The organism is Streptomyces sp. R-74717 (assembly GCF_047305335.1).
GTDB classification, from domain to species: Bacteria; Actinomycetota; Actinomycetes; order Streptomycetales; family Streptomycetaceae; genus Streptomyces; species Streptomyces atratus.
On record NZ_CP102361.1, the window covers coordinates 8,071,764 to 8,098,134 of the forward strand.

The 26,371-nt window shown below is 70.5% G+C and carries 30 protein-coding genes and 1 pseudogene; 18 read left to right on the top strand and 13 right to left on the bottom strand.

What is annotated here, in order from left to right; translation table 11 throughout:
* The first annotated feature begins 45 nt into the window (after positions 1-45).
* Positions 46-393 (top strand): hypothetical protein, encoded by a 348-nt coding sequence (locus NRF20_RS37065; RefSeq protein WP_398632481.1) that lies wholly within the window; start codon positions 46-48, stop codon positions 391-393.
* Between the two features lie 18 nt (positions 394-411).
* Here the strand turns inward: NRF20_RS37065 and lnt are convergent, their stop codons facing one another.
* From lnt to NRF20_RS37090, 5 genes are all read right to left on the bottom strand, one after another.
* On the bottom strand, positions 412-2,046 hold the full coding sequence (lnt, locus tag NRF20_RS37070) for an apolipoprotein N-acyltransferase (RefSeq protein ID WP_398632482.1): 1,635 nt from the start codon (positions 2,044-2,046) through the stop codon (positions 412-414).
* A 103-nt stretch (positions 2,047-2,149) separates the two neighbouring features.
* A complete protein-coding gene (locus NRF20_RS37075; protein WP_398632483.1) occupies positions 2,150-2,647 on the bottom strand; it encodes a nuclear transport factor 2 family protein in 498 nt (165 codons plus the stop codon).
* 68 nt (positions 2,648-2,715) lie between these two features.
* Positions 2,716-3,579, bottom strand: a complete 864-nt coding sequence (locus NRF20_RS37080) for a universal stress protein (RefSeq protein ID WP_398632484.1) — start codon at positions 3,577-3,579, stop codon at positions 2,716-2,718.
* Between the two features lie 214 nt (positions 3,580-3,793).
* A complete protein-coding gene (locus NRF20_RS37085) occupies positions 3,794-5,218 on the bottom strand; it encodes an MATE family efflux transporter (protein WP_413753983.1) in 1,425 nt (474 codons plus the stop codon).
* 5 nt (positions 5,219-5,223) lie between these two features.
* Positions 5,224-5,391, bottom strand: a complete 168-nt coding sequence (locus tag NRF20_RS37090) for a hypothetical protein (protein WP_398632486.1) — start codon at positions 5,389-5,391, stop codon at positions 5,224-5,226.
* A 108-nt stretch (positions 5,392-5,499) separates the two neighbouring features.
* Between NRF20_RS37090 and NRF20_RS37095 the strand changes: the two genes are divergently transcribed.
* The 7 genes and pseudogenes from NRF20_RS37095 to NRF20_RS37125 all read left to right on the top strand — a co-directional run bounded on the left by NRF20_RS37095 (position 5,500) and on the right by NRF20_RS37125 (position 12,258).
* The gene (locus NRF20_RS37095; protein ID WP_413753984.1) at positions 5,500-7,050 is read left to right on the top strand and encodes an ABC transporter substrate-binding protein; all 1,551 of its coding nucleotides are present in this window, start codon (positions 5,500-5,502) and stop codon (positions 7,048-7,050) included.
* 119 nt (positions 7,051-7,169) lie between these two features.
* Positions 7,170-8,060: an ABC transporter permease gene (locus NRF20_RS37100; RefSeq protein ID WP_398632546.1), complete on the top strand. Its 891-nt coding sequence runs from the start codon at positions 7,170-7,172 to the stop codon at positions 8,058-8,060.
* A complete protein-coding gene (locus NRF20_RS37105) occupies positions 8,057-8,902 on the top strand; it encodes an ABC transporter permease (protein WP_398632488.1) in 846 nt (281 codons plus the stop codon). The genes NRF20_RS37100 and NRF20_RS37105 overlap by 4 nt, the downstream gene beginning before the upstream one ends.
* Positions 8,899-10,419 carry an ABC transporter ATP-binding protein gene (locus NRF20_RS37110; RefSeq protein WP_413753985.1) on the top strand — a complete coding sequence of 507 codons (1,521 nt, stop codon included), beginning with the start codon at positions 8,899-8,901 and terminating at the stop codon, positions 10,417-10,419. The genes NRF20_RS37105 and NRF20_RS37110 overlap by 4 nt, the downstream gene beginning before the upstream one ends.
* A 140-nt stretch (positions 10,420-10,559) precedes the next feature.
* Positions 10,560-11,390 (top strand): annotated as a pseudogene (locus NRF20_RS37115) (hypothetical protein).
* 235 nt (positions 11,391-11,625) lie between these two features.
* Positions 11,626-11,895 (top strand): hypothetical protein, encoded by a 270-nt coding sequence (locus tag NRF20_RS37120; protein ID WP_114248874.1) that lies wholly within the window; start codon positions 11,626-11,628, stop codon positions 11,893-11,895.
* Positions 11,896-12,003: 108 nt separating this feature from the next.
* On the top strand, positions 12,004-12,258 hold the full coding sequence (locus NRF20_RS37125; RefSeq protein WP_398632490.1) for a DUF1049 domain-containing protein: 255 nt from the start codon (positions 12,004-12,006) through the stop codon (positions 12,256-12,258).
* A 36-nt stretch (positions 12,259-12,294) separates the two neighbouring features.
* Here NRF20_RS37125 and NRF20_RS37130 read toward each other — a convergent pair whose 3' ends face one another.
* Both NRF20_RS37130 and NRF20_RS37135 read right to left on the bottom strand, forming a co-directional pair.
* Positions 12,295-13,167, bottom strand: coding sequence for an undecaprenyl-diphosphate phosphatase (locus NRF20_RS37130; protein ID WP_266363457.1), 873 nt, complete (start codon positions 13,165-13,167; stop codon positions 12,295-12,297).
* A 212-nt stretch (positions 13,168-13,379) separates the two neighbouring features.
* Positions 13,380-14,093 (bottom strand): TVP38/TMEM64 family protein, encoded by a 714-nt coding sequence (locus NRF20_RS37135; protein ID WP_266363459.1) that lies wholly within the window; start codon positions 14,091-14,093, stop codon positions 13,380-13,382.
* A 206-nt stretch (positions 14,094-14,299) separates the two neighbouring features.
* Between NRF20_RS37135 and NRF20_RS37140 the strand changes: the two genes are divergently transcribed.
* The 4 genes from NRF20_RS37140 (at position 14,300) to NRF20_RS37155 (ending at position 17,493) form a co-directional block, all read left to right on the top strand.
* The gene (locus tag NRF20_RS37140; RefSeq protein WP_189280386.1) at positions 14,300-14,443 is read left to right on the top strand and encodes a hypothetical protein; all 144 of its coding nucleotides are present in this window, start codon (positions 14,300-14,302) and stop codon (positions 14,441-14,443) included.
* Between the two features lie 92 nt (positions 14,444-14,535).
* Positions 14,536-15,705: an elongation factor Tu gene (tuf, locus tag NRF20_RS37145; RefSeq protein ID WP_398632491.1), complete on the top strand. Its 1,170-nt coding sequence runs from the start codon at positions 14,536-14,538 to the stop codon at positions 15,703-15,705.
* Between the two features lie 74 nt (positions 15,706-15,779).
* On the top strand, positions 15,780-16,625 hold the full coding sequence (locus NRF20_RS37150; protein WP_398632492.1) for a patatin-like phospholipase family protein: 846 nt from the start codon (positions 15,780-15,782) through the stop codon (positions 16,623-16,625).
* 22 nt (positions 16,626-16,647) lie between these two features.
* Positions 16,648-17,493, top strand: a complete 846-nt coding sequence (locus tag NRF20_RS37155) for a spermidine synthase (protein WP_413753986.1) — start codon at positions 16,648-16,650, stop codon at positions 17,491-17,493.
* On the opposite strand, the gene NRF20_RS37160 is transcribed toward NRF20_RS37155, so the two are convergent.
* The gene (locus NRF20_RS37160) at positions 17,455-18,759 is read right to left on the bottom strand and encodes an MFS transporter (RefSeq protein WP_398632494.1); all 1,305 of its coding nucleotides are present in this window, start codon (positions 18,757-18,759) and stop codon (positions 17,455-17,457) included. The genes NRF20_RS37155 and NRF20_RS37160 overlap by 39 nt on opposite strands.
* 63 nt (positions 18,760-18,822) lie before the next feature.
* Positions 18,823-19,683: a hypothetical protein gene (locus NRF20_RS37165; protein WP_413753987.1), complete on the bottom strand. Its 861-nt coding sequence runs from the start codon at positions 19,681-19,683 to the stop codon at positions 18,823-18,825.
* Positions 19,684-19,692: 9 nt separating this feature from the next.
* Between NRF20_RS37165 and NRF20_RS37170 the strand changes: the two genes are divergently transcribed.
* The 3 genes from NRF20_RS37170 to NRF20_RS37180 all read left to right on the top strand — a co-directional run bounded on the left by NRF20_RS37170 (position 19,693) and on the right by NRF20_RS37180 (position 21,296).
* A complete protein-coding gene (locus NRF20_RS37170) occupies positions 19,693-19,899 on the top strand; it encodes a hypothetical protein (RefSeq protein WP_413753988.1) in 207 nt (68 codons plus the stop codon).
* A gap of 143 nt (positions 19,900-20,042) precedes the next feature.
* The gene (locus tag NRF20_RS37175; RefSeq protein WP_114243348.1) at positions 20,043-20,480 is read left to right on the top strand and encodes a DUF4442 domain-containing protein; all 438 of its coding nucleotides are present in this window, start codon (positions 20,043-20,045) and stop codon (positions 20,478-20,480) included.
* 156 nt (positions 20,481-20,636) lie between these two features.
* Positions 20,637-21,296 (top strand): DedA family protein, encoded by a 660-nt coding sequence (locus NRF20_RS37180; RefSeq protein ID WP_398632496.1) that lies wholly within the window; start codon positions 20,637-20,639, stop codon positions 21,294-21,296.
* A 76-nt stretch (positions 21,297-21,372) separates the two neighbouring features.
* Here the strand turns inward: NRF20_RS37180 and NRF20_RS37185 are convergent, their stop codons facing one another.
* On the bottom strand, positions 21,373-21,903 hold the full coding sequence (locus tag NRF20_RS37185; protein WP_114243346.1) for a gamma carbonic anhydrase family protein: 531 nt from the start codon (positions 21,901-21,903) through the stop codon (positions 21,373-21,375).
* A 182-nt stretch (positions 21,904-22,085) separates the two neighbouring features.
* Between NRF20_RS37185 and NRF20_RS37190 the strand changes: the two genes are divergently transcribed.
* Positions 22,086-22,841 (top strand): acyltransferase, encoded by a 756-nt coding sequence (locus tag NRF20_RS37190; RefSeq protein ID WP_413753989.1) that lies wholly within the window; start codon positions 22,086-22,088, stop codon positions 22,839-22,841.
* Between the two features lie 38 nt (positions 22,842-22,879).
* On the opposite strand, the gene NRF20_RS37195 is transcribed toward NRF20_RS37190, so the two are convergent.
* A complete protein-coding gene (locus tag NRF20_RS37195) occupies positions 22,880-23,746 on the bottom strand; it encodes an EamA family transporter (RefSeq protein ID WP_398632498.1) in 867 nt (288 codons plus the stop codon).
* Positions 23,747-23,839: 93 nt separating this feature from the next.
* Between NRF20_RS37195 and NRF20_RS37200 the strand changes: the two genes are divergently transcribed.
* Entirely contained in the window at positions 23,840-24,412 is a 573-nt protein-coding gene (locus tag NRF20_RS37200) for a helix-turn-helix domain-containing protein (protein WP_413753990.1), read from the top strand.
* A 44-nt stretch (positions 24,413-24,456) separates the two neighbouring features.
* Positions 24,457-25,017: a YbaK/EbsC family protein gene (locus NRF20_RS37205; RefSeq protein ID WP_413753991.1), complete on the top strand. Its 561-nt coding sequence runs from the start codon at positions 24,457-24,459 to the stop codon at positions 25,015-25,017.
* Here NRF20_RS37205 and NRF20_RS37210 read toward each other — a convergent pair.
* Both NRF20_RS37210 and NRF20_RS37215 read right to left on the bottom strand, forming a co-directional pair.
* Complete coding sequence (locus NRF20_RS37210) at positions 25,007-25,873, bottom strand: aminoglycoside N(3)-acetyltransferase (RefSeq protein ID WP_413753992.1); 867 nt, start codon at positions 25,871-25,873, stop codon at positions 25,007-25,009. The genes NRF20_RS37205 and NRF20_RS37210 overlap by 11 nt on opposite strands.
* A 73-nt stretch (positions 25,874-25,946) precedes the next feature.
* On the bottom strand, positions 25,947-26,357 hold the full coding sequence (locus NRF20_RS37215) for a CoA-binding protein (RefSeq protein WP_398632500.1): 411 nt from the start codon (positions 26,355-26,357) through the stop codon (positions 25,947-25,949).
* Positions 26,358-26,371: the final 14 nt, after the last annotated feature.

Sequence of the window (26,371 nt, forward strand, 5' to 3'; positions counted from 1 at the left end):
ATGCAGGCTGGGGACGATGGACCGTCGGCCCGTGGAGGTGACTTCGTGAGGCGCCATGACGAGCCAAAGGGCTGGGGAGCACTCCAGCCGCCGCCCGGCTACTACTCGGCCGACGGGCAGCCGCCCGACGCGATGCAGCGAGGGCTGATCCTCGACTGGGCGGTCAATCAGCGGATCGCGAGCGGCTGGCGCGTGGAGTCACGCTCCGAGACACAGGTCGTCATGGTCCGGGGCCGACCGGTGAACCATGTACTGCACGCTGTTCTGACGGTGTTCACCTGCTTTCTCTGGGGTGCCGTGTGGCTGGTGCTGGCCGTGACCGGCAAGGTTGAGCGGGTCGCGCTCACCGTCGACGCCCAGGGCCGCATCGTCACCGTGAACGGCCCCGGATAGTCGGCCCGGTCACCGGGCTCATGGCCTGGAGCGGCCGGAGGCTTCGGTGGGTCCGGCAACCACCGAAGCCCCCGCACCACGCGCACCGGCCGGCCCGACCCGGTCGCGCTTCCTGAACCACCGCACTCCTTCGAAGACGCAGAACACGGCCAGCACAGCCGCCGCCCCCTGCGCCGGCCAGTCGCCCAGCCGTACGTAGAGCGTCGTACCGGACGCCAGCGGTACATCGAACACGGCCGCGCCGCTCGTATCCGTACCGAGCGGGGCACCGATCCGCTCGCCCTGCGGGCCGTACACCGCACTGACGCCGGTGAGCGTCGCATGGACCATCGGGCGGCCGTTCTCCGCGGCCCGCAGCGCCCCGAGCGAGGCGTGCTGTTCGGGAGCCCAGCTGTGCTGGAACGTCGCGGTCGACGACTGGTCGATCAGCAGTTGCGCTCCGTCCCGGGTCAGCCGCCGGCTCATGTCGGGGAACGCGGACTCGAAGCAGATCAGCGGCCCGATGCGCAGGCCCCTCCCTCCGGCGGCCCCGGGAAGCCACATCGTCACCGGGTGGGTGCCCCGCAGCCGGTCCTCGCCCGCCGCCTTGCCCAGGGACGTGGCCCACCCGAGCACCGAGCGCGCCGGAATGTACTCGCCGAACGGCACCAGACGCATCTTGTCGTACCGGTCACCGGTCAGTCCGTCCGGACCCACCAGCACGGCGGACTTGTAGATCCCCGTCCGGCCCGGACCACCCGTCTGCCGGGCGTCCATGTTGACCAGCACATCCGCGCCCACCCGACGCGAGAGGGCCGCGATCCGGGCGGTGACTTCCGGGTGCCGGGAGAGATCCACACCGACACTGCTCTCGCCCCACACCACCAGATCGAGATCGCGTCCCGCCAGCTCGCCGGTCAGCCGCTCGCTGGCGGCGAGCCGACGCTCCACGCTGTGGGGACCCGCGATCACACCCGGCTGCACGACGGCGATCCTGGCCACGCCCGACCGCTCGGGCTGCGGTGCCCACTGCGCCATCGCCCCCACAGCCAGGGCGCACACCATGATGCCGACGACGGCGACCGTACGGGCGGCGGCGGCCACGAACAGCAGGGCGACGGCGGTGTTCACCGCTACCACCAGAAGGCTCACCAGCCACACCCCGCCGACGGACGCCACGCGGAGTGCCGGAGCCACCTCCCACTGGCTCGCGCCGAGCAGCCCCCACGGACCGCCGAGGCCCTCCCAGGAGCGCGCCAGCTCGATCATCAGCCAGCCGCACGGCACGACGACGACCGCGGCCATGGCTGCTGCGACGGAAACCGGCGCGCGCAGTACCCGGAAGACCAGCAGACCCCACGGCGCCCACAGCAGACCGAGCAGGGCCGCCAGGACCACGATGAACACGTGGAGACTCGGCATCAGCCAGTGATGCACGGCGAGCAGGTAGCCGATCCCGCCGAGCCAGCCGTCGAGCGCCGCCCGGCGCCCCGTACCGGCGGACCGGATCAGCAGCAGCCACGGCACCAGACCGACATAGGCGAGCCACCACAGGGAAGGCGCCGGGAACGCGAGCGCGGGCAGCGCGCCGGCGAGCAGTGCGAGGCAGCCGCGCCACCGGCCGGACCGCAGCATCCGCTCCCACTGCTCGCGCCGACCGGCCGGAATCCGCATGCCGCGCCTCCTCGTCCTGCTGATCAGCAGTGTCCCCCCTGGTCACCCGTTCCGCAGTTCTTTCCCGGCGCGGGAGGACGGAAGCACCGGTGGGCGGGCGGGTTCAGGAGGGGGTGAGCGCGTCGGCTGTGCCGCGCCACTTCTCGTGCACGGTCACGGTCCGGATCCGCCAGCCGTTCCCCGTACGCGACAGTGTGAAGGCGTACCGCCCGCCGGAGACGAAGTTCGGCGCGGTCGGCCCCGCCCCGGAGCCGCCTTCGCCGCCCGCCGTGCTGTCCAGCCGCATCGGGTTGAGGTAGTCGGCCCGCACTTCGGCCCGGTCGCCCGGGTAGCCGCCCAGGTCCTGGATGTCGAGCCGGCGGTTGACGATCAGATGCTGGCGTACGGGGAAGAGCCGCATGGTCTCCGCGAGCCACTGGGCGACCTCGGCGGCAGGCCCTTCGATACCGCCCGCGCTGCGGTAGTCGGCGCGGCCGTCCGCGGTGAACAGGGCCCGGTAGTCCACCCATTCGCCGTCGTCCACCGCCATCGCATAGCCGGTGATCACTGCATCGATGGAAAGCTGGTCCATCACGGTCGAGAGATCCACGCGCTGCGTCATCGGGTCAGTGTCTGCCCGCCGGCGTCCGAGGCCAAGAGGCATGCACGCACGACGGGCCGGCACAACCGTCAGCAGGGCACCACGGCCACCGGGCCGAGGGCATGCGTGAGCGTGGTCTGTGCGACGGGGGAGAGTCCGAGCCCGAGGGACTCACCGCCCTTGCGCCGCCCGATCACGGTCAGTGCCGCAGTCGCCGAGGCCGTGACCAGGGTGCGTGCGGCGGAGCCGCCGACCGGTTCCCTGACGGCCTCGACCTGCGGGTACTTCTCCCGCCAGCCGGCGGTGAGTTCGGCGAGGGTCCGCTCGGCCGCACCTGCCGCCGCGTCCCGGTCGAAGACGGGGCCGCCGGACAGCATCGAGGAGAACATCGTCCAGCCGTGCACGATCCGCAGTCGCGCACCGGGCCGGGAAGCGGCCGTCGCGAAGGCGAATTCCAGCACCGCTTCACTGCTCTCGTCAGCGGCCACGCCCGCCACAATGTCGGGAAAGGCTTCGGCCGCCTCCCCTTCGTCCTCGTCCGACGGTCCGCTGTGGATGACGACGACGGGGCACTGGGCCATCGAGGCGGTCGCCAGACTGTTGGAGCCGAGCATCAGGGACCGGAAGCCGCCCAGACCTCGCGAGCCGACGACCACCAGCGACGCATCACGGCTCAGCGAGGTGAGCGCCGCCGAGGGGAAGTCCAGCGGTGCGAGCGTCGACGGGTGCAGGTCCGGAACGATCTCGGACACCCTTCGTACGGACTGGGCGAGCAGTTCCTCGGCCTCGCGCTGCTGTGTCTCCTGACCGGTGCGCCGGTTCGGCGTCCGGGCGTGCACGATCACCAGCGGGAGCCCCCGGCGGACGGCCTCGCGGGCGGCCCAGTCGAGTGCTTCACGGCTGTGCGACGAGCCGTCGACGGCTGCGATCACGGGAAGCTCGGTGATGGTCATGATTTCCCTCCGGGTTCCGGCTGTACATGTCCCAGGCTGGTACGCGCACACGTCTTCTGGCAGGGCCTTTCGGCCTCATCTGCCCGGGAAGATCCGGGCAGATGCCACCACGCGTACCATGCCGCGCCCTGACGCACTTCGACACGGGCGTCGATCGCTCGCACCGCGGTGAGCGGGCCGGCGGCGGCCGAGGTCCCGGACCGCCCGGACGGACTCAGGCCTCCGCCACGGCCCGGCCATGCCTGGCGTGGGTGGAGAGGGAGTCCGAGTAGCGGCGGAGCAGAAGTACGGCTGTGGTCGCCAGACCGGTGAGCAGGCCGAGCCAGATTCCCGGGGTGTCGAGGCCGAGCGGGTAGGCGAGGAGCCAGGAAGCGGGGAGGCCGACGGCCCAGTAGCCGATGAGCGTGATGCGGAATCCGCTCCTGGTGTCGTCGAGCCCCCGCAGGAGTCCGACGCCGATGTTCTGGGCGCAGTCGAAGAACTGCAGGAAAGCAGTGACCACGAGCAGCTGCGTGGCGATGGTGAGAGCCCGGTCGGAGTCGGCGGAGCCGGAGTCCAGGAACGGCTCCAGGACCAGCTGCGGCAGAGTGAGGTAGACGGCGCCGACGACGGACATCACGGCTGCGGCGCACGAGAGCGCGGTGTTCTTGATGCGGCGGGCGTCCTCGTGGCGGCCCAGGGCGAGTTCGCGGCTGACGTTGATCGAGGCTGCGTGGGAGAGGCCGACGGCGACCTGGAAGACGATGTAGACGAGCTGGTTGACCGCGGTGTGCGCGGCGAGCGCGGCAGGTCCGAACGACCCGGCCATCAGCGCGGTGATGGAGAAGAAACCGGCTTCTGAGCCGTAGGTGGCCGCGATCGGAATCCCGAGCCCGATGAGCCGCTTGACGGTGGCAGGATCGGACTTGGTGAAGTTCAGGGTGAGCAGTGACCCCAGCTCGCTGTCCCTCCTTGCCGCTGCGTACAGGGCGAGAAAGGACAGGAAGTAGACGCTGGAGGTGGCGACGCCGATGCCGGTCAGGCCGAGGCGGGGCAGCCCGAAGCTCCCGTGGATCAGGCCCCAGTTCAGGCCCGCGTTGACGGCGATGGAGGCGACGGTGATCCGCAGCAGCGCCTGCGGCCGCCGCATGCCGACGGTGAATTGCCGAATGGCCTGGAACCACAAGCAGGGCAGCAGTCCGGGGGCGAGCGCCGTCAACATCGTCCGGGCCCGGTCGACGACCGCGGCGTCCTGCCCGAGCCAGGTCAGGGCCTGACCGATGAGGACCATCAGCACGGCCCCGACCAGGCCCGCGAGCGTGGCCACCGCCATGCTCGCGCGGACGATTCCGCGGACCTCCTCCCGAGCTTCCCGCGACGCGACTTCACGGTCATTGCCCGCGGTAGCTGCGGCCTTCTCGGTACGGGCTGCAGCGGCGGCAACCAGGTTGCCGACGGAGGTGACCAGGCCGACGCCCATGGTGCGCAGTTGATTGAAGATGACGACGGCCAGACCGCCGGCCGCCAGTTCCCGTGTGCCGAGCAGGCCCATCATCACCGTGTCGGTGGTGGTCAGGGCGACCTGTGCGAGCTGAGTGAGGATCAGCGGGACGGCGAGGGTGGCCAGGGCCCGGCTGTCGCGGAGGAGTGTGGTCGGCATGGAGGTCATCGGTTCCTGCGGAGTTCGGTGAAGGTCTCGTCGAGGTCCCGCCCGGCTCCGGGGGAGCGGAGGTCGTGGGCTTGAGTCGGCTCGACGTCGAATGTGCCCGCCGGGTGCGTACCTCCGTCGTCGACGAGGGCGACCCTAGCCGCACCCCGGCCGGACACGGTCATGCGGGTCGGTGCTCCTGTGCGGGGGTGGTCGTGGCGCGAAAAGGAATGCTATTAGGGTAGGCAACCCTAAGACGCTCTTTCGTTGTTTCGCATGGATCGAGGACGTACGTGAACTTCAACAGGCGCCAAGTGCTCTGGGCCGGCGGGGCGATAGGCACGGCGGCACTGTTGGCCGCGTGTTCGGGGGGCGGCGACTCCACCTCGTCCAAGCCGGCGGCAGCCGGAGGCAAGCCCAAGAAGGGCGGCACACTTCGTATCGGCGCGCTCGGCCGGGCCGGTGCGATCACCCGCGACCCTCACGGCACCCAGGGCAACGAGAGTGACTACCTGGTCATCGCTCTGGTCTACGACACGCTCGCCATGCCGGGCGCCAGGACCAACACCGTGCCGCGGCTCGCCGCCTCGTGGGAGCCGTCGAAGGACCTGAAGACCTGGCGCTTCAAGCTGGCCGAGGGGGCCATGTTCCACGACGGCACCCCGGTCACCGCCGATGACGTCGTCTGGTCCCTGCGCCGTCTGCGCAACACCCCGTCCGGTGCGGCTCGCCTGCCCGGCATCAAGGCGGAGAACATCACGGCCGACGGTAGCGACACCGTCGTACTCGTCTCCGACTACGCCAACGCCGAACTGCCGCTCCTGACGCGTCTTGCGACATTCGTCATGAAGAAGAACACTCCCGACAAGGCGGTGGACAAGGCGCCGGGCACCGGCCCGTTCAAGCTCGACTGGTATCGCGGCGGCAACGCGCGTCTCGTGCGCAACGAAAAGTGGTACGGCGGCACGGTGTACCTCGACGCCATCGAGGTCACGATGTTCGAGACGCCGCAGGCGATGGCCAACGCCCTACTCGCCGGGCAGATCGACGTGGCCTCCAACGTCGGCGCCGTCGCCGCCCGGACCGCGGAGTCCCGCAAGGACATCCAAGTCGTTCGCCGCCCCGACGACATGTCGATGCCCATCGTGATGCGTGCCAAGAGCGGGCCGTTCTCCGACGTACGCGTCCGCGAAGCGCTGCGGCTGGTCGTCGACCGCGAGGCCATGGTCAAGCAGGTCCTCTCCGGTTACGGCACCGTCGCCAACGACATCATGGGTACCGGCGACCCGAACTACGCCAAGGACATTCCGCAGCGCAAGCGGGACCTGGCCAAGGCCAAGCAGCTGCTGACCGAGGCGAAGTTCGACTTCTCGAAGACGTACGACCTGGTGACCACCGAGGACATCTCCGGCCTCGCCGAGTCCGCGACGCTGTTCGCCTCCCAGGCCAGGGAGGCGGGCATCAAGATCAAGGTCGTCAAGCAGGAGTCCGGAGCGTTCTACGAGAAGACCTGGCTCAAGGGCGACCTGTACACCACGTACTGGGGCACCAACGACTCCGTGGTGTTCTTCGCCTCCAAGACCCTGGTCAGCGAGGCCGGGCAGAACGAAGCGGCCTGGGCCGACAAGGAGTTCGACGCCTCCTACCGCAAGGTCATTGCCACAGCGGACGAGAAGGCGCGGGCAACCGCTCTGCACGAGCTGCAGCAGATCGAGTTCGACCGGTCCGGCTACCTGCTGTGGGGCATGGCCGACGGCATCGACCTCGCCGCCGCCAAGGTGCGGTCCCTGCCCGAACTCGCCGGTTACGGACGCGTCCAGCTCGAGAACGTGTGGCTGAGTTGAGCCGGACGGCCGAACACGGCGTGGTGGCCGGCACCCCCGGCACGGGGCCGGCCACCACGCCACGCCGCGCCCTCCTGATCCTCGGCCGCATCGCAGCGGTCGTGGGGCGGCGGATGCTCATGCTCGCCGTGCTCCTCGCCGCGGTGTTCGCCGCCGTGGAGCTGCTGCCCGGCGACGCCGCCACCGCGACCTCCGAACGCGGCGACAGCGCAGCCGACGTCGAGTCGCGGCGCCATCTGCTGGGCCTGGACCGGCCGGTGTGGGAACGCTTCTGGGACTGGATGACGGCACTGCCGACCGGGGACCTGGGAACCTCCGCCCGCGGCGAGAAGGTCACCAGCCTGCTCGCCGACCCGTTTCCCAACACCCTGCTGCTGGCGGCGAGCGCGTTCGTCCTCACCGTGGCGGCGTCTCTCGCCCTGGGCTGCTGGGCGGCCGCCCGGCCGGGCCGCCCGGCCGACCGGATCATCGGACACGCGGCCACCTCCGCGTTCGCGGTGCCCGAGTTCGTCATCTCCGTGGGCCTGCTGCTCGTCCTGTCCCTGTGGACGGGCTGGCTGCCCGCCGTCACGCTCACCGGCGCCGATGGCGACCCCGCCACCTGGACCATGCTGATCATGCCGGTCCTGGCCCTCGTCATCCCGCAGACGGGTTGGAACACCCGCATCGTGCGCGGTGCGCTCGCCGACCAGGCAGCCACCCCGCACGTCGAGGCCGCCCACTTCGACGGCCTTCCGATGCGCCAGGTCGTGCTGCGCCACGCGCTGCCCGGCGCCATACCGGTCATTGCCACGGGCATCGCCACCTCCACCGGCATGCTCCTGGGCGGCACCGTTGTCGTGGAAACGCTCTTCAACTACCCGGGGATCGGCACCGTGCTGGCCAACGCCGTGGCCGCCCGCGACACCCCGCTCATCGCCGGCGTCGTGGTCTGCGCCGGTACCGCCATCACCGTCGTCCTGCTTGCCGCCGACCTGATCCGCGCCCGTATCCTCGGAGCACGCCCATGAGCGACGTCACCACAGCGACCTCAAGTCCGGGCCGCGCACGCCGACGCGCCCTGCCACGCGTCGCACCCGGCCTGCTGCTCGTCATCCTGGCCCTGGCCGGACCTTTCCTGGCCGCCCACCCCATCGACAAGCCCGTAACGGCCCCCTACGCCCCAGCCGGTGCCGACGCGGTCCTGGGTGGGGACCAACTCGGACGTGATGTCCTGAGCCGTCTCCTCCACGGCGGTACAGCCCTCATCGGCAGCGCCCTCCTGGTCGCCGTCGTCGTCACCGTGCTGGCCTCCCTGCTGGGCTGCTGTGCCGCGCTTCGCCCCGCCCTGGGCCGCGCCGTCGAGCGCACGGCCGACGTATTCATCCTGCTCCCACCCGTGCTGGGCATCATGCTGATCGCCCTCGCCTGGCCCGGCGGCGGACGATGGGCCGTCATCAGCGCCGCCGTCGTCCTCGGCACCCCCTACGCCGTGCGCATCGTCGCCAGCGCTGCCGCACCCCTCGCCGACTCCGGGTATGTCGAAGCGGCAACGGCCCGCGGAGAGAAGCTTTGGTACGTCGCCGCACGGGAGCTGCTGCCCAACCTCCGAGCCACCGTCCTCGCCCTGTTCGGCCTGCGCTTCGTCGAAGCCGTCTACGTCATCTCCATGGCCGGCTTCCTCCAGATCGGTCCGCAGCCCCCGGCCGCTGACTGGGCCCTGATGATCCGCGAGAACGCACCGGGCATCCTCCTGAATCCATGGGCGGTGGTCGCCCCGAGCCTGGCCATCGCCGCTCTCGCCATCAGCGCCAACCTCGCCTCGGCTTCCCTCATCCCTCGCTCCGCACCCAAGGCGGTGACCAGCCCATGAGCCAGGCCCCTCACGCGGCCGCCCCCCGGGACGCCCCGGGTGGGCAGCCGAAGCGGACGCAGCCCGGAGCCGACGTGCCCCTGGCGAGCGTCACCGACCTCGAAATACGCATCCCCGACGGCCCCGTCCTGCTCCGGCCCGCCAGCCTGAACATCCGCGCCGGGCAGATCACAGCCCTGACAGGGGCCTCGGGGTCGGGCAAGACGACGCTGCTACGTGCGCTCCTCGGCCACCTTCCGGCCGGTGCCGCCATCACCGCCGGAACCCTGAACGTCCTCGGCCACCACGTCCCCGGCCTGTCCGCAGCAGACCTGCGCGAGCTGCGACGCACCCGGATCGCTTACGTGGGACAGGATCCCGGATCCGCGCTCAACCCCCGCATGAGGATCCGCCGCGTCGTTGCCGAGACCGCCATCGACAGCAGCGAGCAGGCCGTCCTCGCCCTGCTGCGCGAATGCCGGCTGCCCACCGACGGCGGACTGCCCGACCGCCGACCCACCGACATCTCGGGCGGTCAGCAACGCCGCGTCGCCCTCGCCCGCGCGCTGGCCCGGGCCCCCGAGATCCTCCTTCTCGACGAGCCCACCGCCGGACTCGACAAGACACTGCGCGACGAGATCGCCGCCCTCTTGCGCTCCCTCGCCACCAGCCGCAACCTGGCCGTCGTCATGGCCTGCCACGATCCCGGACTTGTCGAAGCCTGCGCCGACCAGGTCGTCCACCTTGCCGCACCTGGGCGAACCCCTACGAAGGCCCGCGTCCCCGCGCCGCGGCCGGCCCGGTCCGACCTGGGCCCCGCCGGGGAAGGGATCACCGCGCGAGGTGTCAGCGTCGCCTTCCGCCACCGGGGCAGTAGCCAACATGCGCTTGAGGACGTGGACTTCACCGCACCGCCCGGGTCCGCCACCGGCATCGTCGGGCCGTCCGGGTCCGGCAAGACGACCCTGCTGCGCGTTCTGGCAGGCCTGCACAGGCCCGACGCCGGCGCCCTCGCCCTTCACGGCCAAGCCCTCGGAGCCACGGCTCGCAGTCGCCGGCGCGAACACCACCGGCGCATCCAGCTCGTGCCTCAGAACCCCCTGGGCACACTCAACCCCTCACGCACCGTGGGCGCCGCACTCGCCCGCCCGCTACGGCTCCACCGCACCGTGGCCAAGGGCCACGTGCCGGCCTGGGTGGCGGACCTCCTGGCACAGGTCGGACTTCCCGCCGACTTCGCCGACCGCTATCCCGCCGAACTGTCCGGCGGACAGCGCCAGCGTGTCGCCATCGCCCGGGCGTTGGCCACCGAACCCGACTTCTTGCTCTGCGACGAGATCACCTCGGCCCTGGACCCGGAGACGGCCGTCAGCATCATGGAGCTCCTGCAACACCTGCGTACCGCCCGCAACATGGCCATCGCAGTGGTCAGCCACGAACTCCACCTGATCGCCTCCTACACCGAGGCCGTGCACCTGCTGGAGGGCGGCCGGCTGACCGCGTACGGCCCGACGGCGACGCTGCTGAAGGAAGTGTGAGAGACCGAGGCGTCACTTCTCGGCGAGAACGTGTGAGGCCCCGTCGGCGGCGGCGTACGGGAGAGGGCAAGAATTCTGTACTCCGGGGGGCGTAGGGCAACCGCCTCCGCCGGTACGAAGCCGCCGGGCGCACACCGAGGATGCTTCGGGCCATGGAGAACCGGTCCGCAGTTCCGACGACCGCGCCGGAGCCGCTGGGCGCCGGCCCGCTGCCCCTCGTCACGAGGTGGCGGAAGCTGCCTCCGGTCGAAGCGCTTTGTTACGCGACAGGAGCGGCGCTTGTCGTCTCGGGGCTGCTTCACCTTGTTGTCCTCGCAGTAGGCGGCGGTCCCTGGGACGGTCCGGTGTCCTGGCGCAAGCCGGTCACCTTCGGACTCTCCTTCGGCCTGACACTCGTCGCGGTCACCCGGGTGACCTCGTACGTACGGATCGGGGACCGGACCCGGGCCGTGCTGCTCGGGCTGTTCGCCGCCGACTGCGTACTGGAGACCGGTGGGATCACGCTTCAGGTATGGCGCGGCGTACCGTCCCACTTCAACATGGAGACCCCTTTCGACACGGCGGTCTCCCTGTCACTGGCTGTCGGGCGGGGGACTGATGGTCGGCATTCTCGCCACCTTCGCGGTCGCCTCGTGCACCCGGCGTCCACAGGGGCCCGCCGGGATGGCTCTCGCTCTGCGGTCGGGCTGGGCGATTCTTCTTGTCGGGCTGCTGTCGGGCGTGGCCGTGATCGCCCGCGGCGTTATCTCACCCGCACCGGACACCAGTTGACCGGCTACCGCTCCACGGCATCGCTCAAGCCACTGCACGGCGTGAGCCTCCACGCGATCCTGGTGCTTCCCGCGCCGGCCCGCCTCCTCGCCCGCACTTCCCGGAGCGCGTGAACCCGCCGCTCCGTCGTACGGGCTGCCGCGGTGTGCTGCGCGGCGCTCGTCGTCGGGGCGCTGGTGTGGGCGGTCGTCGCGTACTGACCGATGGGGGTGCGCCACCCGCTTCTTGGCTCGCCCCCCGGTTGCCTGCGTCAGCGGCTGGGGTGACGTCTGGGTTGCGGGGAGCATCGGGGCGGTCACCGAGCACGAGGTACGTGCACGGGTCGCGGCGGACCTCGTTCCGGGACCGGCCCGGACCGAGGCATTCATGGCCGACCGCGGGCCGTGAGGCTTCCGGCCCACCGTGATTGTCAGTGCCGGATGCGATCCTGCACCCATGGACGAGCTGATGCGGCAGCGGCGCGTGTACGGCGCCGACCATGACGATCCCGACCCGGGGCCCCAGCCGGGTCACTCCTACCGGGAGTTGGTGGGCGGCCCGCTCGACGGGCTGCTCCTCGATGTGACCGGCTGGACGGAGACGGCACTGCGCGAGGGGGCGGCGCTGAACACGGAGATCGGGCGGTTCGGCCCGGGCGGCCGAGCAGAGTACGGACCCAGGGACGGCGACTTCGACCGGTGGGACTGGCAGGGCGACATACCCTGACCCTCACCGCCACGCCACTTCGTAGAGGTGGTGTGGCGGCGGCCGGCGCAGAGCACGATGGATGAGACCTGCCAGGACTAATCACCTGAATCGCTCGATACTGGAACCATGGCACAGAAGACGTCTCGACCGCACACCCCGCCGACCCTCTCCGTCAAGGGCCGGGACGTGCGGATACGCACCATCGGGATCTTGGTACTGATCGGTCTTGCGATCTGGTTCATCGCCGCGAACACCGAATCGGTCGGCATCCGGCTGTGGGTACCCACCGTCACCCTGCCGCTCTGGGCGGTACTGACCGTGACCCTGCTGGTCGGACTGGTGACAGGTGCGCTGCTGGCCCGCCGCAGGGCCCAGCGCTGAGCCGGACGGACGGGGTGCGGGCGCGCGTACGCAGCGCTATCCCGCCGACTCGCCCGCGTGCGGGCTCAGCACACCTGCCGTCACCAGCGCGAACAGGAGCAGCCCGAGAAGCACGCGGTAGATGACGAACGGCATGAAGCTCTTGGTCGTGATGAACTTCATGAACCAGGCGATAACGGCATAGCCCACGCCGAATGCGATGAACGTCGCGAAGATCGTCGGACCCCACGACACATGCCCCTCGCCCGCGTCCTTGAGCTCGAAGACACCCGAGGCGAGCACCGCCGGGATCGCGAGCAGGAAGGAGTAGCGGGCCGCCGCCTCGCGGGTGTACCCCATCAGCAGACCGCCGCTGATGGTGGCGCCGGAGCGGGAGACACCCGGGATCAGGGCCATCGCCTGGCAGAAGCCGAAGATCAGGCCGTCCTTGACGCCGAGTTCCTTCAGCGTCTTGCGTTCCCTGGCGGCCCGGTGCCTGCCGCCTGCCTCGTCGCGGGCGGCGAGACGGTCGGCGATGCCGAGGACGATGCCCATGACGATCAGGGTGGTGGCGATCAGCCGCAGATCGCGGAAGGGCCCCTCGATCTGGTCCTTGAACGTCACGCCGAGCACACCGATGGGGATGGAGCCGACGATGACCAGCCAGCCCATCTGGGCGTCGTGGTCGCTGCGCATCGACCGGTTGGTCAGCGAGCGGAACCAGGCCGAGACGATCCGGACGATGTCCTTGCGGAAGTAGATGAGGACCGCTGCCTCCGTGCCGATCTGGGTGATGGCGGTGAACGCCGCACCCGGGTCGTGCCAGCCGGCGAACGCTGCGGTGAGCCGCAGATGTGCGCTGGAGGAGATCGGCAGGAACTCGGTCAGTCCCTGAACGAGGCCCAGGACGAACGATTCGAACCAGCTCATGGGGCTTTGGCCATCCCGGAGGTGATCGTGCATCGGCCGACGGCAACAGGGGGCGTCGGCAACGTGCGCATTGCGGTCAAATGAGGGCAGGGCCGTGCCGGGCCCGGAGATCGTCGGTCGGTCGCGGGCAGGGTATCGCCCTCAGATGAACAGCGATACGCGTACCCCCGCGCCCGACCACCGCCCCGGTCTCTGCTCCCACGGGTACCGGATCACTCGGCGGCGAGGCGGTGACGCTTGCGCCAGGCGACGACGGCCGCGCCGAGCCCCGTCAGCACGATGAAGCCCATCGCGGCCAGGAACGCGGGCGACGTCGGTGACGAGGCCTCGCTGCCCGCGACGACATAGGCGGCGGTGTTCGGGACCGAGCCGAGCCCGGTGGCCATCAGGAACGGCGGATACCCCATGCGCGAGACGGCCGCGCAGTAGTTGGCCGCCGCGAACGGCACACCGGGGAACAGCCGCAGCGCCAGCATCGAGCGGAAGCCGTGCCGGCTCAGCTGACCGTCCGCCGCCTTGAGCCAGCGTCCGCGCAGCAGCGTACGGAGCGCGTCCTGCCCGAGCACCCTGCCCAGCCCGAACGAGATGCCCGCGCCGAGCACCGTACCCGCCAGCGCGGCGACCAGCCCCGCCTGCGAACCGAACAGCGCACCGGCGGCGAGATTGAGCAGTGGCCGCGGTACGAAGGCCACCGTGCACACGCCGTACGCGACACCGAACAGCACGACCGCGGCGGCGCCACCGCTCAGCTGGGCAGGCCAGCCGGTGGCGAGCAACCGTTGGGGTTCGAGGAACAGCATCGTCGCCGCGGCGGCCAGCAGCACCGCCACGAGCAACGAGAACCGGGACCAGGGCGAGAGCAGCGCCCTCGTGCAGCGCACGGCGAGGCCGCCTGTGGGCCGGGCGGCGGGGACGGGGTCGAGCATGCGGGGAGACTAACCGACGCCCGGGGGTGATCGCCGCAATGTGCACGGTGCGAGCCAGGCGGCCGATATCGCTCCCGCGCGCTGCCGACGTCCCGCGGACCAGGCATCTGCGACGGCGGGGCGGAACCCGAACTCCCATGTCCGGCTTGCGGTGTCCGCCGGAAAACCATTCGACGTGGCCGCGCCGGTCGGCCATGATCGGACCCATGTTCCGGTACGCCTTCCTCGCAGCGCAGTCCGCAGTCGCGGACGCGCCGAAGGCTGCCGTGAACCCCGTCACCGCAGCGGCACTTGTCGCAGCGGCAGCGTTCTCCGCTGCCGCAGCGCCCATCGGCGGCGCACGAAGCTGACCCTCCCCCGACAGTCCGGCGGACCCCGTAAGGGGAGGGTCGGCGAGTCCCTGGGGTCTTCTCTCTCAGCTTCGAATTCCAAGGAATGAGTCATGCCCAAGACGGCATACGTGCGCACCAAGCCGCACCTCAACATCGGCACCATGGGCCACGTCGACCACGGAAAGACCACCCTGACCGCCGCCATCACCAAGGTCCTCAGCGACCGCGGAACCGGCACGTTCGTCCCGTTCGACCGGATCGACCGGGCGCCGGAGGAGACCCGGCGCGGCATCACCATCAACATCGCGCACGTCGAGTACGAGACCGACACCCGTCACTACGCGCATGTCGACATGCCGGGGCACGCCGACTACATCAAGAACATGGTCACCGGCGCCGCCCAGCTCGACGGGGCGATCCTCGTCGTCTCCGCGCTCGACGGGATCATGCCGCAGACCGCCGAGCATGTCCTGCTGGCCCGTCAGGTGGGTGTCGACCACATCGTGGTCGCCCTGAACAAGGCGGACGCGGGTGACCCCGAGCTGACCGACCTGGTCGAGCTGGAGGTCCGCGAGCTGCTCTCCGCGCACGGCTACGGCGGCGACGGTGTCCCCGTCGTACGGGTGTCGGGCCTGAAGGCCCTGGAGGGCGACCCGCGATGGACCGCGGCCGTCGAGGCGCTGCTGGACGCCGTCGACACGTATGTGCCGATGCCGGTCCGCTACACCGACGCGCCGTTCCTGCTGTCGGTGGAGAACGTCCTGACCATCACCGGCCGGGGCACCGTCGTCACCGGAGCCGTCGAGCGCGGCACTGTGCGGGTCGGTGACCGGGTGTCGGTGCTGGGCCCGGACATCGAGACGGTCGTCATCGGTCTGGAGACCTTCGGGAAGCCGATGGAGTCCGCGGAGGCCGGAGACAACGTGGCCCTGCTGCTGCGCGGGGTGGAGCGCGACCGGGTGCGTCGCGGCCATGTGGTCGCGGCGCCCGGCAGCGTGACGCCGAGCCGCCGTTTCTCCGCGCAGGTGTATGTCCTGTCGGCGCGGGAGGGCGGCCGGACCACCCCGGTGACCACCGGATACCGGCCGCAGTTCTACATCCGCACCGCGGACGTCGTGGGCGACGTCGACCTCGGTGCGGTGGCGGTGGCGCGACCCGGGGACACGGTCGACCTGACCGTCGAGCTGGGCCGCGACGTCCCGCTGGAGACCGGACTCGGCTTCGCGATCCGCGAGGGCGGCCGCACCGTCGGCGCGGGCACCGTCACCGGACTGCTCTGAGCCGTGTCGCACCAGGGGCCCGCCTTCCGTACCCCATGGGAGGCGGGCCCGGTGCCGTAAGCAAGACTGACGGTATGACAGACACAGCACTGGTGCTCGGTGCCGGCGGCGTCACGGGCGGCGCCTGGGAGACCGGAATTCTGTACGGGCTCGCGAAGGCGGGCGTTGACCTGTCCACCGCCGATCTGATCATCGGCAGTTCGGCGGGCGCGGTGGTCGGCGCGCAGCTGGCCTCCGGACTGCTCGGCCTTCCGGAACTGTACGAACTCCAGCTCGCCGATCCGCAGGGCATGACCGGCGGCAAGCTCGGCGCGCTGACGTTCCTGCGCTATGCGGGGGCCGTGCTGTCCGCCCGTACCCCCGAGGCGTACGGGCGGAAGCTGGCCCGGATCGCGAAGGACGCCCACCTCGGCATCACGGCGGAGGAACGGCGTGCGGCGATCGCCGGCCGTCTCCTGTCACCCGACTGGCCCGGGCGTCCCCTGCGCATCACCGCGGTCGACGCGGCCACCGGTGAGCTCCACACGTTCGACAAGGACAGCGGAGTTCCCCTCGTGGACGCCGTCACCGCGAGCTCCGCCGTCCCGGCCGTATGGCCCGTCGCCACCTTCGGGGAACGGTCCTGGATCGACGGCGGGGTGCACTCCCCGGCCAACGCTCATCTCGCCGCAGGTTACGGGCGCGTCGTCGTCATCGCTCCGACAGCCAGTGGCAACAAGGTCATCGTCTCGCCGCGCTCGCAGGCGGCCGAGCTGGCCGCGAAGGGCGCCCGTGTGGAGGTCATCACCCCGGACGCGGCGGCGAAGAAGGCATTCGGCCGCAACTCCCTCGACCCCAGCCGACGGGCCGCGGCGGCCCGTGCCGGGCTCGCCCAGTCGGCGGCGCACACCGAAGCTGTCGCCGCGGTCGTGAGCAACTGATCGGGCACCCCACAATGGGGGAGTGAACGAGTCAATACCTGTCATCCGGGACGTGGACCAGGGCACCGCCAGACTCCTGCCCGACGTGGACCGGGACAGGGCCTGGCTGCTCACCGTCGACGGTGCACCCCAGTCGTACGTCGATCTCGACGCGCCGGACCACCTCGAATTCGAGTACGCGCAACGGCTCGCCCATGTCGTGGACTGCGCCGCGGCACCGGGCGCACCGCTGGACGTACTTCATCTCGGCGGTGGTGCGCTCACCCTGCCCCGCTATGTCGCCGGGGCCAGGCCGGGCTCCCGCCAGGACGTCGCCGAGGCCGACCTCGGGCTCCTCGCCCTGGTCGCCGAGCATCTGCCGGTCCCCGACGGCAGCGGGATCACCGTGCACGGCACGGACGCACGCAGAAGGCTGGAACAGACTTCGCCCGGCTCGGTCGATGTTCTGATCGCGGATGTCTTCGGTGGCTCGCGAGTGCCCGCCCACCTCACCACCGTCGAGTACGCACAGGCTGCCCGCCGGGCGCTGCGCGACGGCGGAATCTACGCTGCCAACCTCGCGGACGGCGCACCCTTCGGCTTCCTCCGCTCCCAACTGGCCACCTTCGCGGCCGTCTTCGAGGAGCTCGCACTGATCGCCGAACCGGCGGTGCTGCGCGGCCGGCGCTTCGGCAACGTCGTCCTCGTCGCGTCCCGAAGCCCCATCGACACGGCGACGCTGACCCGTAGCTGCGCCGCCGACGCCTTCCCCGCCAGGGTCGAGCACGGGACCTCGCTGGACCGGCTCGTCAAAGCCGCCCGGCCGGTCAGGGACGGCGAGGCGGTCGCCTCACCCGAGCCGCCCGACGGAGCCTTCGGCATCGGCTGAGGCCGTTCCTTGCGCCTTGGCCGTCACCACCTCGGTGGTGACGGCGGCGCGGGTCAGATTGCGTACCTCGGGTACGAACAGCACGGCGCCGGTGACCAGTACGATCAGCCCCGCGCAACCCCACAGGGCCTCACTGCGCCCGACCACGGCCTCCACCGGACCGGCGAGGGCGGTGGCGACCGGCATCATCGCCACCGAGCCGAACCAGTCGTACGCCGAGACACGTGACAGCTTCTCCTCCGGGATCTCCTGATGCATGGCCGTCATCCACGAGACCCCGAACACCTCTATGGCGACTCCGCTGACGAACATCACCATGCAGAGCCCGGCCACCGGCAACGGCACCGCCAGTCCCGCCGACGGCAGGGCCAGCGGGAAGACACCGAGGGTTCCGGCCAGCAGCAGCCGCCGGGGCTTCCAGCGCATCATCAAGAGCGCCCCGCCCAGCGTGCCGACCCCGAACGCGGCGAGCGCGAAACCCCAGGGGCGGGCGCCACCGAGCTCGTCCCGGGCGACCAACGGCCCGTACACGGACTCGGCGGCACCCACTGCGGCGACCACCACCGAGAACTGCGCCACGATGCTCCACAGCCAGGGGCGGCCGATGAACTCCTGCCAGCCGTCGCGCAGATCGGCGAGCAGGCCGCCGCCCGGTGCGCGCGACGGAATGTGGCTGACGTCCAGGAAGGCGCGCAGCGCCCCCGCCACCGCGAAGGACGCGGCATCGATGGCCAGCACCCAGCCCGGGTCCATCGCCGCGATCATGGCGCCGCCGAGCGCCGCACCGCCGATCGCCGCGCCCTGCATGGACATCCGGAAGAGGGCGAAGGCGCGGCTCGCCTGCTCACGGCTGACGCTCGACATCAGCATGCCCTCGGCCGCCGGGTTGAAGAACGCCTGCCCGGTGCCGCACAACGCGGTGAGCAGCATCATCTGCCACAGCTTCGGATCGCCGGCCAGGACCAGCCAGGCGAAGGCGGCCTGCGAGACGCAGTTGAGGGCGTTCGCCGCGACCATCACCCGGTGGCGCGGCAGCCGGTCCGCGATCGCCCCGCCGATCAGCAGGAACAGCACCAGCGGTGCGGTCCTGGCGGCGGCCACCAGACCGACGTCGCCGCCGTCACCGCCCGACTCCAGAACCGCGAACGCCGCCGCGATCAGCGCGCCATGGGTACCCAGGCCCGTGATGATCGCGGCGGCGGTCAGCAGACGGTAATTGCGGCCGGGGCGGCTCATGAGGGGGGCGGGGGCGGTAGCGGCAGTCACCGAGGGACTATCGCCGCTGCGACCCCACCCTGCCAAATGCTTTCCCGGAGGCGGTGGAGACGGTCAGGGTGACGGGGCGACGTCCACCAGCCGCACGGTGCTCAGGATCTGCTGGATCGTAGTGTCCGGGAGCTCGTCCTTGACGTTGTCGGCTCCGTACAGGACCCACGACGCGAACTCGCCCTTCTTGTTCTTGAAGGTGAAGGCGATGGTCTTGCCGTCGCTGTCACACTTCTTCCGCTTCGTGACATTGGGAGCGGTGGCCGTGACAACCTGGCCGGTCAGACCCGACTTGGTGGTGTACTGCTTGGCCGGCGTGAACTTGATGGTGCTCTCCGGCATGTGCTGCGCGTACGCGGCCCACGCCCAGGTGCCTGCCTCGCTGTGAGCGTTCTTGGCGGCGTCGGTGGCGCCCTGGGCGCCCCTGGTGCCGGCACTGGCCAGGCTCATGTCCTCCTTGGTGCCGTCCTTGTCCGAATCGTCCACGCACCACTTGCTCTGGTAGTACGACGGCGCGGAGAAACCGATGAGGGGCGAGCCGTCACCCTTCTTGTCGTCCTCGAAGAACGAGAACGTGCCGGGAGAGCCGACCTCCCAGTCCCCGGGCACGTCGAACTGCGTCCCCCACTTGGGGTTGGTGACGACCTTCCAGCCCGCGATCAGGGGCTTGGCGTCCTCGTCGGTGCCGCGCGGGTTCGCCTCGGGCGAGGACGCGGAATCGGACGGCTTGGCGGGCGCCGACGAGTTCTTGTCGTCGGCGACGTCCTTGCCCTTGTTCTCGTCCTTGTTCATCACGACGACGCCGGTGACCACGGCAGCCACGACGACAGCGGTGGCCGCGACGATCGCGATGGCGGTGGTCTTCTTGTTGTTGTCGCCGGGCTGCGGACCACCAGGCGGACCGGGGACCGCGTACTGCGGCACAGTCGGCTGTTGGTACGGGTTCGGCTGCGGGTAGCCGGGCTGCTGCCCCTGCTGCGGATGGCCCGGCTGTTGCCCAGGCTGTCCCTGCTGCTGATATCCCGGCTGCTGATAGGGATTCGGCTGCTGGTACCCCGGCTGCTGATACGGGTTCTGATTCTGGTCCTGCGGGTTTTGCTCGCCCCCGGGCGGCTGCTGTCCTGGCCACATGGCGAGTAACGATAGAGGGGCGGTGGCCGGTCTGCTACGCCCGCCCCCGTGAGCGGACGGTGAAGGATGCGACCAGGGGACGGGGCATGGGTGCTCCGGGATGGCCAAAGAGATCTACTCATGAGTAACATCTGGTCATGAGTGCTGAACAGATGACCGTCGGCGAGATGCTCGCCGCGACGGTTCCGATGGCCCGGACCCTCAATCTCGAGTTCCTGGAGACGACCGCCGAGCGTGCGGTGGTCCGTCTGCCGGACCAGGCCGACTACCACAACCACATCGGCGGACCCCACGCCGGTGCGATGTTCACGCTCGCGGAGTCGGCGAGCGGTGCGATCGTCATCGCCGCCTTCGGCGACCAGATGTCGCGTGCCGTGCCGCTGGCGGTGAAAGCGGAGATCGGTTACAAGAAGCTGGCCATGGGTGTCGTCACCGCGACGGCGACCCTCGGCCGCCCGGTGGCCGATGTCGTCGCCGAACTCGACGAGGGCAAGCGGCCCGAGTTCCCCGTGGTCATCGAGATCCAGCGCGCGGACGGTGCGGTGACCGGTGAGATGACGGTCGTCTGGACGCTGCGTCCGAACGCCTGATCCGGGACGGCTCCGCGACGGGCCGCCGCGCACCCCATGAGGGGGCGTGGCGGCTTTTCGTGCTGTTCGGGCAGTTGGCGGGGCAGGTAGCATTCCCGCCGTGCGCCGAGGAGTTGGCCGGCGGGCAACGGGACATCAGTACGGGAGGAACCGGCGTTGCACATCCAGGAATGGCTGGAGACCGTCCCCGCGGTCAGCGTTTACGTCCTGGTGGGCGTTGTCATCGGGCTGGAGAGCCTCGGAATTCCACTGCCTGGCGAGATTGTCCTGGTCAGTGCGGCGCTGCTGGCCGCCGGGCACGACGGAATCAACCCCTGGATCCTCGGTGCCTGCGCCTCGGCCGGCGCGGTCATAGGTGACTCGGCCGGATACGCCATCGGCCGCAAGGGCGGACGGCCGCTCCTCGCCCGGCTCGGCGGGAAGTTCCCCAAACACTTCGGGGAGAGCCAGATCGGCATGGCGGAACGGTCGTTCCAGAAGTGGGGCATGTGGACGGTGTTCTTCGGCCGCTTCGTCGCACTGCTGCGGATCTTCGCGGGGCCGCTGGCCGGCGTACTGCACATGCCGTACTGGAAGTTCCTGATCGCCAATCTGCTCGGCGGCATCGTCTGGGCCGGTGGCACCACAGCCGTCGTCTACTCGGTGGGAGTCGTCGCCGAGGCCTGGCTCAAGCGGTTCTCCTACCTCGGCCTGGTGGTCGCGGTGCTGATCGGTGTGACCTCGATGCTGGTGCTGAAGAACCGGGCCAAGAAGGCGACGGCGCGGACGCCGGACGTCTCCGCGCCCGAAGCGGGGACCGTACCGGCCGCGGACTGACCCGGCAGCGACAGACCGGCAGGGCGGCGGTGCCGGCCCGGTCAACCGCCCACCGAGCCCCTTGGCTCCGGTCCGTTCAGTTTTCGTGCACCTGTCGGTGGGCCTTGGCCAGCTCCACGTAACCCACCGCGTTGAACTTGATGCCTTCGAGCTCCTCCTCGGTCAGCTGCCGCTTGACCTTGGCGGGGACGCCCGCGACGAGCGACCCCGGCGGCACCTGCATCCCCTGCGGGACCAGCGCCTGTGCCGCGATCAGTGAACCGGCGCCGATGCGGGCGCCGTTGAGCACGGTGGACCCCATGCCGACCAGCACGTCGTCCTCGATGGTGCAGCCGTGGAGTACGGCGTTGTGCCCGACCGAGACGCGCTCGCCGACCGTGACGGGGAACCCGGGGTCGACGTGGACGCTGCAGTTGTCCTGGATGTTGCTGTCGGCGCCGATGACGATGGGACCGCAGTCGGCACGCAGTACTGCGTGGTACCAGACGCTGGAACCCGCGGCCATCGTGATCTCACCGATCACGACCGATGTCGGCGCGGTGAAGGCCTCCGCATCGATGTCCGGCTCCTTGCCGCCCATTCCCGTGATCAACGCCTGCTCTGCCATCGCCCGTTCCTCCGTGCCCCAGTGCCGTGCGGTCGCGGTCGTCCGATCGCAGCAGCTCGGTCGCCGCTGTTGGATCGCGCCAGAGGAACGGTATGCGACGGGCGGTGGAGCGCCGCCGAGTGGGGTGAACATCACAGGCCGCCGCGGTGATCACGCCGGGCGGCGCCGACTACCGTGTGCGAGTGCCCAAGAACAGGAACACGTTCTCTTCCCTTGCCGCCTGGCGGAGGCGCGCCCTGTCCCGGGCCGTCCACCGCGGCTGGCGCTGGGTACAGGAGTCGGGCGCGGTCACCGCGGAACACCCCGGCCGGCTGCGGTTCGGCCGGATCGGCGCAGGCACCCGGCTGGCCTTCCCGCAGGGCACGGTCTTCGGGGAGCCATGGATTGAGCTCGGTGCCCACTGTGTGATCGGTGAACAGGTCACGCTGACGGCCGGACTCATGCCCGACCTGGACCTCGGATCCGAGCCGATCCTGACCCTGGGGGACGGAGTGGTGCTCGGCCGCGGCAGCCATGTCGTCGCCGACACCACGGTGACCATCGGCTCAGACACGTACTGCGGGCCGTATGTCTACATCACGTCCACGAACCACAGTTACGACGATCCGCACGAGCCGGTCGGCAGACAGTGGCCCCGAATGGAGCCGGTCGCCATCGGTCCGGGCTGCTGGATCGGCACCGGAGCGGTGATCCTGCCCGGGGCCACGCTCGGGCGCAACGTGGTGGTCGCCGCGGGCGCGGTGGTGCGGGGTGAGGTGCCCGACCATGCGGTGGTGGCCGGTGCTCCCGCCCGTGTCGTACGCAGTTGGGATCCGGAGAAGGGCTGGCAGCCGCCGCTGCGCACCCCTGCTCCCGTGCCGATCCCCTCGGGCGTCACGCCCGAGCAGTTGCTGGCCCTGGCGGAACCGGGCGAGACATCGGGCCCGTCCGGCGACTGAGGGGCTGAGGGGCTGAGGGGCTGTGGGGTGCCGGATCCTCAGCCGGTCGCCAGCAGCACCGTGCCCACCAGGGCGAGACCGGCCCCGGCCGCCTGCACGCCGCGCAGCCGTTCCCCCAGCACTCCGCGCGCGGCCAGGGCCGTGACCACCGGATAGAGCGAGGCGAGTACGGCGGCCACGGTGACCGGGCCGTGCTGTGCGGCTATCGAGTACGTGCCGTTGGCCGCGACATCCGCGAGCCCGACGAATGCCAGGGCGGGCAGTGCGGCCAGCACCACGGCGGCCCCGCCGTCCTCCGGCAACGCGCGTGCCCCGCGGCGCACCGATACGTACAGGGCGCTGCCGCCCACCGCGATATTGGTGAGGCGCTGGACGAAGAGCGCCAGGAACAGCCCGGTCACCGTCGTGGACGCCTCCGCGATCAGGGACATCACCGACCCGAAGCCGAACGCGGCCACCAGGGTCAGCAGCACCGCCCGGCGCTGCACCGGAGCCCCGCGCAACTGCGGACCACCGGCCAGCACGACGCCCACCACGGCGACGCCGACCCCCGCGAACTGGAGCAGCCCCGGCCGCTCCCCGACGATGAGGCCGACGCTGACCGGCACGGCGACACCCAGCGATCCGAGCGGGGAGATGACACCCATCGGGCCGAGCGCCAGGGCCTTGTAGAAGCTCAGCATCGCAACCGGCCCGACGGCGCCCGCCGCGACGGCGAACCAGAGCTGCGGGCCCGCCTCGCTCCAGCCGCCGGTCGCGATCACGATGACGCCGAGCACCACCGCCGCGGCGGTCTGCGAGGCGACGACCACGGTGAGTGCGGGCGTACGTCGCGTGAGCAGCCCGCCGCCGAAGTCGGCCAGCCCCCAGAGCAGGCTGGTGGCCAGGGCGAACAGTGCTGTCATTGCATGCCTCGCAGTACAGTGCGATGAACGGTTGGGTACACCACACCGTAGTGCAGTATTTTCGACCCTGTCATCCAAAATATTGGACGGAATGTGTCTGACCTCGATCAGCTCACCCAGTCGCTCGCGCGCAATCTCAAGCGCTGGCGGGGGGAACGCGGCTTCACTCTGGACGCACTCGCCGCCCGTGCCGGGGTCAGCCGCGGCATGATCATCCAGATCGAACAGGCCCGCACCAACCCGAGCGTCGGCACCACGGTCAAGCTCGCCGACGCGCTGGGGGTCAGCATCACCACGCTGCTCGACTACGAGCAGGGCTCACCGGTCCGGCTGGTGCCCGAGAGCCAGGCGGTGCGCATGTGGTCCACGGACGCGGGCAGTTCCACCACGCTGCTCGTCGGCACGGAGGCCAGAGGGCCGCTCGAACTCTGGTCGTGGCGCCTGATGCCGGGCGACAGCAGCGACTCCGACCCGCACCCCGAGGGCACGGTCGAACTGCTCCACGTCACCGCGGGAGAGCTCACCCTGGTCGTCGACGGAACCTCGTACTCCGTACCCGCCGGTGGGTCCGCCACGTTCGAGGCGCATCACCCGCACGCGTACCGCAACGACTGTTCCGAGCCGACCGAGGTCACCATGGCGGTCTCCATCCCGCCCGTACGGTGAGACGGCCAACCGGCCGCCTTCAAGACGCTGTTAGCGTTGCGTGCATGCGCGCACCCATCGGATCCTTCGAGAATGCCTGCCCAGCGGTCGACCGTCTCGACCTGCTCACCGAGCCCGTCGCCGCAGCCGTGAGCGAAGGCTGGAGCGGTGTCCCCGCCGCGCAGATCATCCACGTCGACACGGATCCGGCCATCGCCGACACGGCGGTCTTCGTCGAGCACCACGGCGCGGAACTGCTCGACCGGTCGGCCAACTGCGTCGTGGTGGCGAGCAAGCGCGGCGGCGAAGTGACACTGGCGGCCTGCCTCGTCCTCTCCCACTCGCGTGTCGACGTGAACGGCGCGGTCCGCAAGCACCTGGGCGCACGCAAGGCGTCTTTCGCCCCGATGGACACGGCGGTCGGTGAGACCGGCATGGAGTACGGCGGAATCACACCGATCGGACTCCCGGCCGCTTGGCCACTGTTGATCGATCCCGCCGTCGTCGACGAGGAATGGGTGCTGATCGGCAGCGGCAGCCGGAGGGGCAAGCTGATCGTCCCGGGCAAGGCGCTGGCGGCGCTGCCGGGCGCGGTGGTCGTCGAGGGTCTGGGCGTCAGGGTCTGAGGGTCTGGCCGTGCGCTCGGCAGAGGACCTGAACAGGCGCTCCGCCCCGATGTGACGGCAGCCAGCACGACGCGAAGTCGACGGCATCGGTGAAGCGGAAGAGCCGACTCGTCGTTGACCCCACCGGGCCGATGCGGACAGTCGCACCGTCGTCCGAGCGGGCGAAGTCCGCTCCCAGGGCCGCGAAGTCGCTGTCGTCCAGCGCGATGTCCTCGTACTCCCACCACTGGCGCCGGCCCCCGGACGTCACCACGCAACGATAGGTGCGGCGGGGCGGGGCGGGCATCCGGTACTCGCCGAGATGGAATGCGGTGCAGGTGTCGAACCCGGTGCCCAGCAGGAGCACTTGGGCCCGCAGGTCGTAGAGCCGGGCCAACGGGGAGTCCTCGCCGAGATGGCAGTCGGGGCGGTGGTGCGCCACCAGTTTCCGGGCCGAGGGGCCGAGCGCGGCGAAGGATGTCTGCGGGTGGACGCTGCGCGCCGCCCCCTCGGTGAGCCGCACGGCCTCCGCGAGGCGGCCCATCGACGGTGCGGCCGACGTCGCCGGGTCGAAGGGCGGCATGCTCGCCCGTACGGCGTCCCGGGCCCGGTCGGTGAGACCGCGCACCCGGTCGAGGTAGTGCGGGGAGGTGTCGGAGTTCTCCGGGGTGAAGGCCGGGACGACGAGGGTGCCGTGCCCGCCGAGGGCTTCCCGTAACGCAGCGATCACCGCCCGGACCCCGCCGCTCACCGACCCCACCGCACGCATCGACGCATGCACCAGGAGGACGCCGTTCCGCTCCACGCCGAGCTCGGACAGTTGCCGGGCCAGCGCGGTTCGGCTGTGGCGGACGGTCGGCGCAGTCGTAGTACTCACAGCGGGTCATTCTCCCAGCCGGGCGCCGAGTGTGACACCACGCACATTCGGACGAGACACGGGGGTGTGGCGGCTACCGGCTCAGCGCGGGAATCTCGATGGCCGGGCAGCGGTCCATGACCATGTCGAGCCCGGCCGCCCGCGTGCGGTCGTACGCCTCGGTGTCGACCACGCCGAGCTGGAACCAGACCGCCTTCGCGCCCGCCGTCACCGCATCGTCGGCCACGCCGCCGGCAAGTTCACTGTTGACGAAGACGTCCACCACATCGACCGGGAACGGTATGTCGGCCAGCGAGGCGTAGCCGTCCTCGCCATGGACCCGCTCCGCCTTCGGGTGCACCGGGACCACCCGCTTGCCGAAGCGCTGAAGCACCTCGGCGACGCCGTAGGCCGCGCGCGACCGGTTGTTGGACAGGCCCACCACCGCCCACGTCTCGCCCGTGTCCCGGAGAATCCTGCGGATCGTCTCTGCGTCTGCGTACATGATCGGCACAACGG

Coding starts and splice junctions, on each gene's coding strand:
- lnt (WP_398632482.1), bottom strand. CDS start 2,046: ATGCGGATTCCGGCCGGTCGGCGCGAGCAGTGGGAGCGGATGCTGCGG.
- NRF20_RS37075 (WP_398632483.1), bottom strand. CDS start 2,647: ATGACGCAGCGCGTGGATCTCTCGACCGTGATGGACCAGCTTTCCATC.
- NRF20_RS37080 (WP_398632484.1), bottom strand. CDS start 3,579: ATGACCATCACCGAGCTTCCCGTGATCGCAGCCGTCGACGGCTCGTCG.
- NRF20_RS37085 (WP_413753983.1), bottom strand. CDS start 5,218: ATGCCGACCACACTCCTCCGCGACAGCCGGGCCCTGGCCACCCTCGCC.
- NRF20_RS37090 (WP_398632486.1), bottom strand. CDS start 5,391: ATGACCGTGTCCGGCCGGGGTGCGGCTAGGGTCGCCCTCGTCGACGAC.
- NRF20_RS37100 (WP_398632546.1), top strand. CDS start 7,170: ATGCTCGCCGTGCTCCTCGCCGCGGTGTTCGCCGCCGTGGAGCTGCTG.
- NRF20_RS37105 (WP_398632488.1), top strand. CDS start 8,057: ATGAGCGACGTCACCACAGCGACCTCAAGTCCGGGCCGCGCACGCCGA.
- NRF20_RS37110 (WP_413753985.1), top strand. CDS start 8,899: ATGAGCCAGGCCCCTCACGCGGCCGCCCCCCGGGACGCCCCGGGTGGG.
- NRF20_RS37120 (WP_114248874.1), top strand. CDS start 11,626: ATGGACGAGCTGATGCGGCAGCGGCGCGTGTACGGCGCCGACCATGAC.
- NRF20_RS37125 (WP_398632490.1), top strand. CDS start 12,004: ATGGCACAGAAGACGTCTCGACCGCACACCCCGCCGACCCTCTCCGTC.
- NRF20_RS37130 (WP_266363457.1), bottom strand. CDS start 13,167: ATGAGCTGGTTCGAATCGTTCGTCCTGGGCCTCGTTCAGGGACTGACC.
- NRF20_RS37135 (WP_266363459.1), bottom strand. CDS start 14,093: ATGCTCGACCCCGTCCCCGCCGCCCGGCCCACAGGCGGCCTCGCCGTG.
- NRF20_RS37140 (WP_189280386.1), top strand. CDS start 14,300: ATGTTCCGGTACGCCTTCCTCGCAGCGCAGTCCGCAGTCGCGGACGCG.
- tuf (WP_398632491.1), top strand. CDS start 14,536: ATGCCCAAGACGGCATACGTGCGCACCAAGCCGCACCTCAACATCGGC.
- NRF20_RS37150 (WP_398632492.1), top strand. CDS start 15,780: ATGACAGACACAGCACTGGTGCTCGGTGCCGGCGGCGTCACGGGCGGC.
- NRF20_RS37175 (WP_114243348.1), top strand. CDS start 20,043: ATGACCGTCGGCGAGATGCTCGCCGCGACGGTTCCGATGGCCCGGACC.
- NRF20_RS37185 (WP_114243346.1), bottom strand. CDS start 21,903: ATGGCAGAGCAGGCGTTGATCACGGGAATGGGCGGCAAGGAGCCGGAC.
- NRF20_RS37195 (WP_398632498.1), bottom strand. CDS start 23,746: ATGACAGCACTGTTCGCCCTGGCCACCAGCCTGCTCTGGGGGCTGGCC.
- NRF20_RS37205 (WP_413753991.1), top strand. CDS start 24,457: ATGCGCGCACCCATCGGATCCTTCGAGAATGCCTGCCCAGCGGTCGAC.
- NRF20_RS37215 (WP_398632500.1), bottom strand. CDS start 26,357: ATGTACGCAGACGCAGAGACGATCCGCAGGATTCTCCGGGACACGGGC.